At 32.9% G+C, this 12749-nt stretch carries 14 protein-coding genes and 4 pseudogenes; 11 read left to right on the forward strand and 7 right to left on the reverse strand.

The window, feature by feature from the left end; all coding sequences use genetic code 11:
* Nucleotides 1-18: 18 nt before the first annotated feature.
* Nucleotides 19-645: a LysE family transporter gene (locus tag J4P91_RS23845; RefSeq protein ID WP_207996059.1), complete on the reverse strand. Its 627-nt coding sequence runs from the start codon at nt 643-645 to the stop codon at nt 19-21.
* A gap of 261 nt (nt 646-906) precedes the next feature.
* Nucleotides 907-1668: a YqcI/YcgG family protein gene (locus J4P91_RS23850; RefSeq protein WP_207996060.1), complete on the reverse strand. Its 762-nt coding sequence runs from the start codon at nt 1666-1668 to the stop codon at nt 907-909.
* A gap of 913 nt (nt 1669-2581) precedes the next feature.
* On the opposite strand from J4P91_RS23850, the pseudogene J4P91_RS29110 reads away from it, so the two are divergent.
* The 3 genes and pseudogenes from J4P91_RS29110 to dltD form a co-directional block, all read left to right on the forward strand.
* A pseudogene (locus tag J4P91_RS29110) lies at nt 2582-2742 on the forward strand (small, acid-soluble spore protein, alpha/beta type).
* 387 nt (nt 2743-3129) lie between these two features.
* Nucleotides 3130-3429 carry a WGxxGxxG family protein gene (locus J4P91_RS23865; protein ID WP_207996061.1) on the forward strand — a complete coding sequence of 100 codons (300 nt, stop codon included), beginning with the start codon at nt 3130-3132 and terminating at the stop codon, nt 3427-3429.
* 472 nt (nt 3430-3901) lie between these two features.
* Nucleotides 3902-4702, forward strand: a pseudogene (dltD, locus tag J4P91_RS23870) (D-alanyl-lipoteichoic acid biosynthesis protein DltD); the annotation flags it as partial.
* Between the two features lie 332 nt (nt 4703-5034).
* On the opposite strand, the gene J4P91_RS23875 reads toward dltD, so the two are convergent.
* Nucleotides 5035-5217: a hypothetical protein gene (locus J4P91_RS23875; RefSeq protein ID WP_207996062.1), complete on the reverse strand. Its 183-nt coding sequence runs from the start codon at nt 5215-5217 to the stop codon at nt 5035-5037.
* Nucleotides 5218-5477: 260 nt separating this feature from the next.
* Nucleotides 5478-6239 carry a DUF1836 domain-containing protein gene (locus J4P91_RS23880; RefSeq protein ID WP_207996063.1) on the reverse strand — a complete coding sequence of 254 codons (762 nt, stop codon included), beginning with the start codon at nt 6237-6239 and terminating at the stop codon, nt 5478-5480.
* Nucleotides 6240-6502: 263 nt separating this feature from the next.
* Here J4P91_RS23880 and J4P91_RS23885 point away from each other — a divergent pair, with 263 nt between their 5' ends.
* The 3 genes from J4P91_RS23885 to J4P91_RS23895 all read left to right on the forward strand — a co-directional run bounded on the left by J4P91_RS23885 (nt 6503) and on the right by J4P91_RS23895 (nt 7794).
* Nucleotides 6503-6952, forward strand: coding sequence for a hypothetical protein (locus J4P91_RS23885; protein WP_017149286.1), 450 nt, complete (start codon nt 6503-6505; stop codon nt 6950-6952).
* On the forward strand, nt 6940-7248 hold the full coding sequence (locus tag J4P91_RS23890) for a YxcD family protein (RefSeq protein WP_207996064.1): 309 nt from the start codon (nt 6940-6942) through the stop codon (nt 7246-7248). Before J4P91_RS23885 ends, J4P91_RS23890 begins: the two co-directional genes overlap by 13 nt.
* 180 nt (nt 7249-7428) lie before the next feature.
* Complete coding sequence (locus J4P91_RS23895; protein ID WP_017149288.1) at nt 7429-7794, forward strand: carboxymuconolactone decarboxylase family protein; 366 nt, start codon at nt 7429-7431, stop codon at nt 7792-7794.
* Between the two features lie 97 nt (nt 7795-7891).
* On the opposite strand, the pseudogene J4P91_RS29115 reads toward J4P91_RS23895, so the two are convergent.
* Nucleotides 7892-8320 (reverse strand): annotated as a pseudogene (locus J4P91_RS29115) (zinc-binding dehydrogenase); the annotation flags it as partial.
* A 330-nt stretch (nt 8321-8650) separates the two neighbouring features.
* On the opposite strand from J4P91_RS29115, the gene J4P91_RS23905 reads away from it, so the two are divergent.
* On the forward strand, nt 8651-9340 hold the full coding sequence (locus tag J4P91_RS23905; RefSeq protein ID WP_207996065.1) for a lytic polysaccharide monooxygenase: 690 nt from the start codon (nt 8651-8653) through the stop codon (nt 9338-9340).
* A gap of 60 nt (nt 9341-9400) precedes the next feature.
* On the opposite strand, the gene J4P91_RS23910 is transcribed toward J4P91_RS23905, so the two are convergent.
* The gene (locus tag J4P91_RS23910; RefSeq protein ID WP_207996066.1) at nt 9401-10207 is read right to left on the reverse strand and encodes an alpha/beta fold hydrolase; all 807 of its coding nucleotides are present in this window, start codon (nt 10205-10207) and stop codon (nt 9401-9403) included.
* 199 nt (nt 10208-10406) lie between these two features.
* On the opposite strand from J4P91_RS23910, the gene ppaC reads away from it, so the two are divergent.
* Nucleotides 10407-11339 carry a manganese-dependent inorganic pyrophosphatase gene (gene ppaC, locus J4P91_RS23915; RefSeq protein WP_207996067.1) on the forward strand — a complete coding sequence of 311 codons (933 nt, stop codon included), beginning with the start codon at nt 10407-10409 and terminating at the stop codon, nt 11337-11339.
* Between the two features lie 258 nt (nt 11340-11597).
* On the forward strand, nt 11598-12047 hold the full coding sequence (locus tag J4P91_RS23920) for a DUF6884 domain-containing protein (protein ID WP_207996068.1): 450 nt from the start codon (nt 11598-11600) through the stop codon (nt 12045-12047).
* A 34-nt stretch (nt 12048-12081) separates the two neighbouring features.
* Here the strand turns inward: J4P91_RS23920 and J4P91_RS23925 are convergent.
* Nucleotides 12082-12267, reverse strand: a pseudogene (locus tag J4P91_RS23925) (tyrosine-type recombinase/integrase); the annotation flags it as partial.
* A 19-nt stretch (nt 12268-12286) separates the two neighbouring features.
* On the opposite strand from J4P91_RS23925, the gene J4P91_RS29460 reads away from it, so the two are divergent.
* Together J4P91_RS29460 and J4P91_RS23930 are read left to right on the forward strand one after the other, a co-directional pair.
* Nucleotides 12287-12412: a hypothetical protein gene (locus J4P91_RS29460; protein ID WP_279538695.1), complete on the forward strand. Its 126-nt coding sequence runs from the start codon at nt 12287-12289 to the stop codon at nt 12410-12412.
* 23 nt (nt 12413-12435) lie between these two features.
* Nucleotides 12436-12654 (forward strand): hypothetical protein, encoded by a 219-nt coding sequence (locus J4P91_RS23930; protein ID WP_207996070.1) that lies wholly within the window; start codon nt 12436-12438, stop codon nt 12652-12654.
* The last annotated feature ends 95 nt before the right edge of the window (nt 12655-12749 follow it).

A 12749-nucleotide genomic window follows, 5' to 3' on the forward strand; every position in this document is an offset into this window, starting at 1 on the left:
ATTATTCTATATTATTAGTTACTGAAAAATGATCTGGCATGTTTGAAATCCAAAGTATATCCCATAAATAATGAGCGATATTCCAGATATAACTGTAATTAGAGATAACATACGTACATTTAACATTTTACGGAATATACTAGAAGTACTTGCCATGGTAATATCCCATAAAAAGATACCTAAAATGATACCCAAGCTGTATACCCAAAGCTGTTCTTTACTATAAGAGGTAGCAGCTTTTGCTAATATAGAACCGAAAATTCCAAGCCAAAATAGAATGGTTAATGGATTGGATAAGGACATAAAGAAGCCAGAAAAAAAAGTTCTAATAATTGAATCCTCACTTTTCCTGCTTGTAATATTAATTTGATTTGCACCTTTTAAACTTTCTATACCTGTATAAATCAAAACAAAGGCTCCGAAAGACCATAGGAAAAGTTTTATGACATCTTTTTCAAGAAAATGAATTACACCAAAATAAATAAGTATCATATACAAAATATCTGCTATTAAGGCACCTATTCCTAGAATCCATGCATGAAAAAAGCCACTTCTAATACCTTTTTCAAATTGTGCAGCATTAATAGGCCCAATAGGAGCAGATAATGATAAACCTAAGAAAACATAACTTAAAAATATGCTCACTTATAACAAGCTCCTCCCACTAAATTTTATCTATACTAAATCTATTCAGTAGTTAATGTTTGTACAACTAAATAATAAATGTTTTAATCTTGAAACCTTTATTATTTGTTGCTTTTCCATATAGAAATACATCAATTATGTATTGTCTATTTAAAGTGAACATAGCAAATTATTTTGATATGCATTTAGTAATATTTTCATATTAAAATAATTTGCTAAAATCAGAAATTAATCCTCCTAATGAAAAAAAGGTTTTATTACTTATAACTTATTCTTATGCAAAAATTTTATTATTCGGGAAAACGGGCACTTTGATGGAATTGTTTCGTCATCACGCAAAAAATATTGCTGCCATTCGTAATTTTCTTTTTGACCATAACTTTTAAGTGAAGGATGAACTGGAGCTGTGTCATAGGTAGTCAAACGTTGACGAATTAAGTTTTTAAGTTTCTGACTGCGTTTGTGAGACTCCATAATTCCTTGTAAGACCCATCGAGGGGTTATAGCAAGCATCATACATGGAAAATGTCTACTTTGTCTTTTGACATGGGCAGGAGTAGCACAATAAACAAAATATGATTCATTATGGAAACAAAACTCCCATGTGTTTTCCATAGGGTCATTTGGAATATGATTAGGCCATTCCTTCTCGTCCAATTTGCTAGTTTGATTAAGAATAGACCAATAAACATGTTCAAATTTTTTAACTGTAGCTTCTTCGGCAAGTTCCTTTGGTGTTTCAATAAAAACAATAAGAGAAGCGTATTTACCTGTGCCTTTAGAGCATTCTGTGTATGTCTTAAGTAACTTAGCTAACTTTTTGCTAGCATTTGGCTTTCTAGGATCACCTATAAATCCATATCTGAGGTGGTTGGATGTAAAACCATGTTGTGCAGGGATACAAGGAAAAGGCCTATCTTTATCGGTCATTTTTAAAACGAAAGAATGGAAAGCATGTTGTTGCCACTTTGGAAGATTAGTAATGTCCCTTTGTAGAGAAACTTTATCGTAAAGTGTAATCATGTTTTATTCCCTCCATAAGCAATAATATATAGGGTATTAATTATTAAAGAATAGGTGACTGACTAGATAACAGTCTTGTGCCTTTATAACCTGCTACAATAATTGGATATGGTTAGTATTTCTTCAGAAGTTGCTGTTTTTGCTCATGATATACACTTTTGCTATTCCATAAAATTTGAAAAGTATAAAAAACATGACGGTACAATGTTCCCATTAATTCTTTTTTACTAATATGTTTTTAAGGTAATAAGAAAGGGTGTATCGTTATGAGTGAATTTAAGGATGGGAAAATCCGCTTTATAGATTGCAAAGGAAAGGAGATAATTTTGAAGATTAAAACAAAGAATGTAAAGGAAAAGTGAAAGGGAGGTAAGTATATTTTCATATCATTTATGTTCAAATAAATTGCTTAATTATCTTATCAAAATTAAACTACCTGTAAGTTTCTTTTATAAAATTAACTTCAGAAGAATAGGAGGGGCCCTACAAAGGCGGTTATGTTAAAATGAGAATCCATAAAGTGATAGTATGATTTTCTATTGATAAAAATAAAGCTATTAAGTAAGAGTATTAATTTTTTACTTAATAGCTTCTTGCTGTTTTCTTAGCTTAATCCTGTTTTGAGCGAAATGATAATAGACTCAAATTCAAAATACAGCCAAATGAAAAATCCATATCTTGCAACCCTGGACTGTGTTTATTGGGTATTTATGGAAGTTTAGAGGGGCAGGAAAACCTTTTGGTGGCTCTGTTACACTTCATGTTCGTTTGTTTCTACTTGGTGATGCACCTTGGAATATTTCTCCCATTCTTGTTGAATCTAATCTAAAATTGAACTGAGCATTATGGAAGTCCATTTCTATATACTTTCTACACTCTGGGTATTTATTAATGTCGTAGTTTGGTACCGGGAATAGTTTTCCCCATTCAACTCCTAAGGTCTCTAAGGCTTTCGCAAATGCATTTTGGTGTGCAACTTGGTGCAGACGCAACAATCGATCTGTTGGTGGTGAAATTACAAAACGTCTAGTATCATTAGCTGAACAACAACTTGGCGGTAGAGTTACTCGCTAATCATATATAATACATGGACATAAAGGAGAGACTATTCGCCTCTCCTTTTTAAATTCGAAAAAGTTATTGGGTATAATAACTAACAATATACAAGTTGCATTTTAAAATTTCATTATAATAATAACTCAAAGTATATCTTTCGTAATTTTTCTCATTAAATCAGCCTCGGCTCACCTGTAAAAGATATTCATCCAAACCTTTGGGTATTAATAAATAAAGTATGCAGCAGTGATAGATTTCTTTTACTTTATTGTATTTGTCGGCACTTTTAGTAATACAGAAAGTAAACACTGATAAAAAATTTAATCTAAAAGATTTTATAAACCCTTGAACGAATGATGGCCAGAGAGGTAGGGAATATTACTAAATATAAAAGGAGGGAAAAACATGAAGAAAAAAATATCATCTATATTAGGTACTTTATTATTAGCTTTTATGGTTTTAGGTACAAATGTTCATGCTGAATACAATGACAATAACATCGATAGAGTTAATAATAATGATATTACAACTCGAGTTAATGACAATAACATGAATAGAGTTAATAATGATATCAGAACTCGGAATGTAAATACAACAAATGACTTGAATAATGCTCGAGATAATGATAATAATTGGGCATGGCTTGGTTTATTAGGGTTGGCAGGATTATTTGGTCTTAGAAGAAGAGAAAAAGAAACACGTTAATGTAGAAGAAAATATTTAAATTTAAAGTATGCTTATTTATCAAAAGAATGGAAAAGAAGAAATATAAGTCGCCTTTAATAAGGCGATTTTTTAATTTCTCAAAAACATTAAGAATTACGCAGAGGGGCATATTATTAATATTGAAGAAATATAAAAAAGTGCCAGCAAGTTTGCAAATGAACTTGCTAACACCATAAATAAGAAGAAATGAAATATCGCTGATATACTCTTAATTTTATATTAGATTTGCAATAAAAAATAACAAGAAATAATTATGAATGAATCAACATTTAAAGGAGGAAAATAAATAAGAGATTTATAGAATGGAGTATTTGACAGGATAAAGGAGAAGAAAAAGAATGATGAAGTGTTGTAAACAAGGGTTAGAATTATTAGTAGACATGCAATATCGAGGTAATAAGAGAATGAGTATAAGCGGTTCTATTATGTATAAAAGAAAGTGGTTCAACAAATGAAGATGAAACATGCTTTTGGCCCAATCATTTTGTATGTATAATCTTTATGGTTATATCGCTTATTCCATCTAAACATTTCGTTTCACTCATTAGTAATGAAAAGGTAGAAGATGCGGCGACTTCATTACAAAAAGAGAAGTTACAAGGTATTTTCTTGCAACAAAAAATGTTAGAGAATTCGAAGTATTTACCGATGTATGGTTCATCTGAATTTTCCCGGATGGATGCATATCATCCGTCTAACTATTTTAACGTAAAGCCTGAAGGGTTTACGCCATTTCTAGTAGGGACTGGTGGGACGCAGAGTCTCGCTCATATTTTAAATGTGACTTCCACAGGATCAATTAGAAGGGAAAAAAGTAGTATCTATTCTTTCACAACAATGGTTTACCAAGCAGGGTGTAAATGAAGGGAATTTTAGTAGCAACTTTTCAAAACAGCAAACAAATCATTTTATTTTTAATGATGAAATAAATCCTGAAATGAAAAAGAAAATCGCGGATTGGTTATTAGATTTTAAAGTTGTCCACAACGATTTTATATTAAAAAATTCATTAGAAGGTATTGTATATAATGATACAATTCATAAGATAAAAGCAGGAGTATTTAAGCCGGTTGCCTATATAAACCGAAACTTTGCGGATCATAAAGGTTTAGTGAAATCTATATTTAATATAAAGCCAAAAAAAGAACAAAGAAATATGGAATTACGTTCACTTTCTTGGGAAGAAACAAGAAGACATGCTGAACAAGTTGGGAAAATGGAGTCTACATCAAATACATTTGAAATTGATAACCTTATTAGCCGATACGATACTAGGAAACGCTCAAATTATATTAGAGAAATAGCTAGCTTACCATTAAAAGAACATACTTACTTTTTGGAAAAAGATGGGTTGACCATAAAAAAATAGGACAAAATTGCTCCTGTTTTTTTATGGTCGTATAGAGAAATGGTAAAGCTATTCTCAATATTGATACGATCTGTTATTAATAATAACAATTATGGATAATTCCAAATAAATTTTTCTAACATATGTCATCCTAATATTGGAAAGAGATGTGTATTGATAATTCTATGTTTAATGTATGAAAAATTTATCTGTAGCCTTTGTATTACGAGTATTAATTATTGATTGTTATTAGTGTTATTTCCATTATTTCCATTTTGTCTTTCATCTTGCTCTTTTTGTTCAGAAGGTTCTTCTGTTGGATCTGGTTCTTGTTCATCCACACCATTATTGCAACCAAATAATAATCCTGTCGATAAAACTGTAGCCATTAGAGCAAATAAATACTTTTTCTTTTTCATGGAATGTTTCCTCCTTTTTATCAGACTGCCATTAATATTTACTTGGAAAGAGGATACTATGTAGAATTCAGCTTTACTTTTTTTTCCATTATATCTAGAGGTATCTTATTTGGTTTGGTAAAATCAATAAAATTTATCACAAAGTGGTTAGAAGGAGATGCGTTATGCATTCAAACTTTTGATTGTACAATATAGTTAATAGTAGCTTTGGATCGTTGACTATACTTTTGTGTAATGAAAAATAGGAGCATTTTATGCTCCTATTTTATGTCAAGATGCTGTAAGAATAAAGTGGCTGAAACATAACGTTTCGCTAACATTTGTACATATGCGGTATGGACAGAAAGGGTTGCGATAATAATCGCATTACGAATAGCTTCTCGTTGTTCATTGTTGATTTGGTCAAATTTACTTGCGATTTTATCCGCTTTTTCTTTTACAGTATTTTCAATTGTATGAATGGTATCAGTCGCGTTTAATTGTAAACAGCCGCCTTGATTCAGCTCTTCAAATAAAGAGGAATAAGCGACGTATAAATGAACAGGATTGATTAAATCATCACTACGATCGGCTGGGTCATTTACAATAAGTCTTAATAACTTACGTATAGATTCAAAGTCCAGTGCGGTTTTTAAATCTTCTACAATAAATAGTAATGCTGCTTGTTCAATTGAGTATTTTTTTCCTTTTTGTGGTGAACCAATCATTTCTTTTATATCTCGTTTTACCCAGTTTTGCATAGCTGTTACAGAAAAACTGGTATTTTCAATTTGATTACCAAGCGCAACAATCTCATTTAAAGAAAAACCGATATCTGTGTCTTCAATTTTAATCAGCTTTTCAAAAATAGGTGAAAGAGCGGTTGTAATAAACGCTGTAACACTTTGGCCGCACTCAATATCTTTTTTATGTGACTTTGCCCAAGCTTCTTGTAAAATAACGAGAGGTTTTTTTGCATTCCATCCTCTAAGAGATAGAAGGAGCGTCGCCATTTCGTTTCGTGTGAGATGAAATGTTTCCATCTTTTCACCTCCAAAATTTAAAAAGTTCTTATGACCATATAATATGTTTTGTTGCTTGTAAAGTCAATTCTGTTTTTCTTTATTTTTCCTGTTTATTTATATTGTTAATAAAGTTAAGTAAATAATACTTGCTTATTATAGAAAAAGTTCATATAATAAGTTCATAAGAACTTTTTATTTAAGTTTAAAATAAATCTATCATTCTTATTTTAAAGAAAGATAGATTTAACATATATCTATAGTAAAAGGAGAATGAATATAATATGTTGAAAAAACTCGTTACAGTAATGACCGCATTAATGGTTGTTTTTGGGGCTAGCAGCTTTGTATTCGTAGATCATGCAGCAGCGAAAAGTTACAAATCTGGTAAAAAATCATTTACACCAAGTTCAGGTCAAAAGTCAAAAGTTGATTTAAACAAAAAAGATTCCAATGTGAATGCACAGAAAACAAATCCTGATACAAAAACAAAAGCATCAAACACAGCACCAAAGAGTAATAAAGGAAGCTTTATGAAAGGTTTATTACTTGGTGGTCTTGGTGGCTTACTAATGGGAAGCTTATTCGCAAACATGGGAGCACTTGGTTCTGTATTAGCATTCATGGTAAACATGTTAGTAATGGCTGGTATCGTAATGTTAGCGGTTCGAGCATTTAAATATTTCAAAAACCAACGTAAGAAACAGGCGGAAGAAGCAGCATGGAGACGATAAAAATTTCGGAACAAGAGCTGATAAACGCACTGTGTGTATATATCGCAGAAAAGCGTCATGTTGGACCAGAAGCGGTATTAGTTGAACTGATGTATGATGATGACTATGGTTTTTCTGCTGAAGTAGAAGTAAATGGTCGTGAGCAAATTTTAATTCAAGCAAATTTAATTGAAGCACTTCGCTTATGGCTTGATAGGGAATACAATGTCAATCCGTTCGCAGCAAGATTACAGCTTGAGTTAGATGATGAAGAAGGTATTACCGCACTAGCGAATTTAAATAACTCGGATGAGTAGTGAAAAGGAGCTGTTGAGAGTAATCTCGACAGCTCTTTTTAGTATGCGCATTTTTAAATGGTGTAAGGATAGAAGTCAACGGTTCGAAAAAAACAATGACTAATAAGATGTTATAGAATACAATGCTTGTTTTTGTAAACACTAAGTTTCGTACATAGTTCAAGTAACGGAGGGAATACGATGGAATATCAACAACATGGTTCTACAAATGATACATTACTTCATTTTAAAGAAGGTCTTGGAAAATTCACACAGCAAATCCCTGAAATTGCAGAAGCGTATAATGCATTTACACAAGCTTGTTTTCAAGAGGGAGCCTTAACGAAACGCGAAAAGCAGCTTATTGCACTAGGTATTAGTTTAGCGACGCAAGATGAATATTGTACGATTTATCATACAAAAGGGTGTATTGATCAAGGATGCTCTGATAAAGAAGTTTTAGAAGCATGTGGTGTTTCGGCAGCGTTTGCTGGTGGAGCTGCGATGAGTCAAGCAGTAACTTTAGTACAGGAGTGTATGGTAGAACTCAAAAGTCAGAATCATTAAATGAAAGAGGTATCTTCTTAAAAATAGATTTTTTCATTTTTAAGGAGAGCCTTTTTATTTTTTTAGATATACAAACTTGAAGTATTAGAACTTTCCATTACGGTATAAGTAAAATTCTTCCGCTTGTTTTTCTTTGTTCAACGGCTTCATGAGCGAGGGGAGCGTCTACGAGTGAATAAGTGCGATCGATTTGTATTGAAAGCTTACCATTTTGTATCCATGTAACGAAATCTTGAATATATTGAGACCAATTTTTCATGTAAGGAAGACCGTTCGTTCTTGTTATAAAGAGGGAACCTTTTTCTTGAAGGGTCATTAAATCGAATGGGGGTACATAGCCACTAGATTGCCCATAACTTATAAAATATCCATCAAGAGAAAGACTATTTAGATTTGCTTCAAATGTATCTTTTCCAACGCCATCGTAAACGACATATACTCCTTGGCCGTTAGTAATTCGTTTCACTTCTTTCGCAATATCAGATTGCGTGGAAATGATTACTTCATCAGCACCAGCTGCAGTTACATATTGAGCTTTTTATTGCTTTGATGTAACACCAATGACGCGGCCACCACGAATTTTTGCCATTTGGCATAGAAAAAGTCCAATTCCACCAGCTGCTGCTTGAACCAAACACCAGTCATCTTTTTTTATAGGATAGGCGTGATGTGTAAAGGCCCAAGCTAGAAATCCTTGAATTTTAGATTTTTAAGTATATATAAACACCTTATGAATTTGAGAAAGTTTAAAAACGGTTCTATGGACAAGTTCCCTTGATCTATAAATGATGTAGAGAAGATGACTAGGCAACTGGATGTTTTCATCTGCATTCAACATAAGAAAGGGGACAAAATGATGAAAAGGAAAAGTAAACACTTTCAAGTTTTTCAAAAGGCTATGCTAAGTTGCGGGGTATTATTTACGGGAGTATTTACATTTGGTTTTACAGAAAAAGCTTCAGCGCACGGATATGTAGAATCGCCAGCCAGTCGCTCTTATTTATGTAAACAAGGAGTGAATACAAACTGTGGGCCAATTCAATATGAGCCTCAAAGTGTAGAAGGACCTGGTTCATTTCCTCAGCTTGGACCATCTGACGGACAAATCGCGGGAGCGGGACATTTCCCAGATTTAGATGTGCAAACGGTTGATAGATGGAAGAAGGTGACATTAAGTGGTGGAAAAAATACATTTCAATGGAAATTAACGGCACCACATAGCACAAAAGAATGGAAATACTATATTACGAAAAAAGATTGGGATCCTAATAAACCATTGAGTCGTTCTGATTTAGATTTAGTTCCTTTTTATGTAAAGAATGATGGGGGAATCAGGCCAGGGACAACAGTTATTCATGAGGCCAACGTACCTACTGATCGAAATGGATACCATCTTATTTTAGCTGTTTGGGAAATTGCTGATACTGGAAATGCTTTTTATCAGGTGATTGATGTGAATCTTGTAAATAATGGTGTGACTGATTCGGCGCATCAATCTTCATATCTTGATTTACCTTCTTCGCATCTATTTTTAGGTCAACAGTAAATAAGGAAAGGTCATTCATTGTATAGAGTGAATGACCTTTTTGTTAATAAAAGTATAAAACTAGGAAAGAGATTGAATAAAAGAGTCTAGTACAGTATTAAATCGCTCTGTTTCTTCTAAAAATGGGCAGTGACAGCTGTTCTCAAAAATAACGAGTTTGGAATTATGAATATGTTCATGCAAATGTTCTCCTGCGGAAACCGGGATTAATTTTTCTTCTCTTCCAAAACAAAGCAAAGTTGGTTTTGTGATTGTCTTTAACTCTTCACGGTAATCAACAATAGATTGATCAAACAATATAGCGCTCGCAATAGATGCCGGAACTTTTGTGACTTCCTCAAGCATCCAAGTTGAATCTTCTATGGAAAGTGGATTTTTAAACATGAGAGGAATAAAGCCTTTTAGAAACTCAGTTTGATTTGTTTGAATCTCTCTCATGAAATGAATTAGCGTCGGAAAATCAAAGGCACCAATAGGGAAATCAGGCCATTTAAAATCTGATGCCAGTTCATCTACGATTACAGAACCTTGTATATTTTTTTCTCCGAATTGCTTTATATATTCCCATACAACAAATGCCCCCATTGACCAGCCTACTAAGATAACATTTTTTAAAGATAAACGCTCTATAAAAACGTGTACATCATGGGCATAGTTTGTAATTGTATGTCCATTTTCAATATGAGGAGAGCGCCCGTGACTTCGTAAATCAATTGAAATCGCACGATATTTTTCACTGAAATAAGGGATTTGCTTATGAAAAAAACGGCTGCTCATCCAAACTCCGTGAATAAAAAGAACGGGAGTACCTTTTCCTTGGTCTTCGTAGTATAAGTCCACACCATTTTCAAGCTTTATAATAGGCATAATGGAAAACCTCCTTTTAATAAATGGTCTTTTAATGATTTTATTCCGCTTTTCAAACTTTTTTCCTCTTATATAGGAGAAGTAAGGTGTTTTTTTGTGTAAATATAATAGAAACTTGATTTTATTTATAAAAAAATGCGCTTAAAATATTGTCATATTTGCTTCTTTAAGATATCCTTTTCATGAAGAGGTGGAAATCATGGAAAAAGTACTAGTTTTCGGGCATAAAAACCCAGATACAGATGCAATTTGTTCTGCGATTGCTTATGCAGAGCTGAAAAAAGAATTAGGAATGAATGCTGAGCCTGTACGTTTAGGTGAAATCAGCGGTGAAACTCAATTTGCGTTAGATCATTTTAAAGTAGAAGGACCGCGTTTTGTTGAGACAGTAGCAAACGAAGTGGACAACGTTATTTTAGTTGACCATAACGAACGTCAACAAAGTGCTAACGATATCGAATCTGTTCGTGTGTTAGAAGTTATCGATCATCACCGTATTGCTAACTTTGAGACAAGCGATCCTTTATACTATCGTTGTGAGCCAGTTGGTTGTACAGCTACAATTTTAAACAAAATGTACAAAGAAAACGGCGTTGCAATTCGTAAAGAGGTTGCAGGTTTAATGTTATCTGCAATTATCTCAGATTCTTTACTATTTAAATCTCCAACTTGCACAGAACAAGATGTAGCTGCAGCTCGTGAATTAGCGGAAATCGCTGGTGTTGACGCAGAAAGCTACGGCCTAGAAATGTTAAAAGCTGGTGCAGATTTAAGCGGTAAAACAATGGAGCAATTAATCTCACTTGATGCAAAAGAATTCCAAATGGGTGATGCAAAAGTTGAAATCGCACAAGTAAACGCTGTTGATACAAACGACGTTCTTGTACACCAAGCGGAATTAGAAAAAGTAATCTCTGCAGTAGTAGAAGAAAAAGGTTTAGACCTATTCTTATTCGTTGTAACTGATATCTTAACTAACGATTCTGTTGGTCTTGCGATCGGTAAAGCAGTACAAGCTGTTGAAAAAGCATACAACGTAACGTTAGAAAACAATACAGCTACTTTAAAAGGTGTTGTATCTCGTAAAAAACAAATCGTTCCTGTATTAACAGAAACATTCCAAGCTCTATAAGAGTAACTTTGAAGGTAAAAGAACAAGCAGATATACAGTCTGCTTGTTCTTTTTTGTTTTTAGGAAGGATAAAATTCCAAACATTAACGTCTGTTATTTTAATATTCTCTATAGGGAAAATCGAAATTGGATAGGAAGAAAAGAAAAACCTGACATTTTTATCTTAGAATTAAAAATGCTATGATTTTATTATTAAATTTAAGAGAATATGAAGTAAAGTATATGGAATTGAAGGAGCAAAGAGGTGAGAACATAACAATGAAGAAATTATGCATCATTCCATGTGGAAAAAAGAAGATTTGGGATAAGTATCCTAATAAAGGACCAATGGAAGCGAAAAATGTATACATTAGTCCATTCGGAAAAGCATGTCAAGCATATGCTTCTCAATTTTTTACACATTGGGTTATTTTATCGGCAAAGCATGGATTTTTACTTCCAACCGATATCGTAAAAGAAAACTATGACCTTGCTTTTAATTCGAAAAGCGATGAGATTATTCGTATAGAACAATTAAAAAAACAGATGATTGATAAAAAGCTGTTAGATTTTGATGAAATTATCTTGCTTGCAGGAAAGAAACATAAAAAAGTGGTGACAAAGTTATATCCAGAAGAGATCATTTCTTATCCATTAGAAGGCTGTAAAGGGATTGGGTATATGTTGCAGAGGCTGAAGAAGGCAGTTGAAGAGGGTGAAGAGATTTAATTCATCTTCTTAACTTGATTGGTCACATTTTTGATCACATTTTGATTATCTTTTCTAGTTCATCCGATACCGACTTATCCATACTTGGTAACACATGGCTATATATATCTAAAGTTGTTTTAATTGAACTATGGCCAAATCTGGAAGAAATTAACTTTATATTCACGTTTTGCTCTATCAACATTGTAACATGTGTATGTCTTAAGTCATGTACTCTAATTAATAGGGAGATGACTCACGTGCAGATGGAAATTTTTGATGTTAACGAATCCGTTTCATGTATCATCAAAGTACCAGTAGAAGCAAACGAATACACGTTTCTGTTCCATAAGGATTTAATTCTTGGCGAGTCGATATTTTTATAGAAGATGAGAGACAGTATAGCCTGATGAATGAAGAGATAGTTGCAAAAATAGGTGCCATTACATCAGAGCAACTCAAGAATGATTTTTTCGGAGACTTGAAAGGTTGGGTTTGGATTGCGGTTGATGATGTTGATTTATATAGAAGAAAAGCGACAGAGCAAGAGGTAGAAATCTATTGGCATATAAAAGAAAATATAAAAGCTAATTTAATAGATAAGATGAGAAAAGCCCCTCTTATATAAGAAGGGCTTTTTATTTTTACCGTCATCCTGTAATTTACTTATCCGTTTTCTATATTTTTATTATAACTTACTTTTAAAACTTCAATCAAATTGAA

Source organism: Bacillus sp. XF8, assembly GCF_017498755.1.
GTDB classification, from domain to species: Bacteria; Bacillota; Bacilli; order Bacillales; family Bacillaceae_G; genus Bacillus_A; species Bacillus_A bingmayongensis.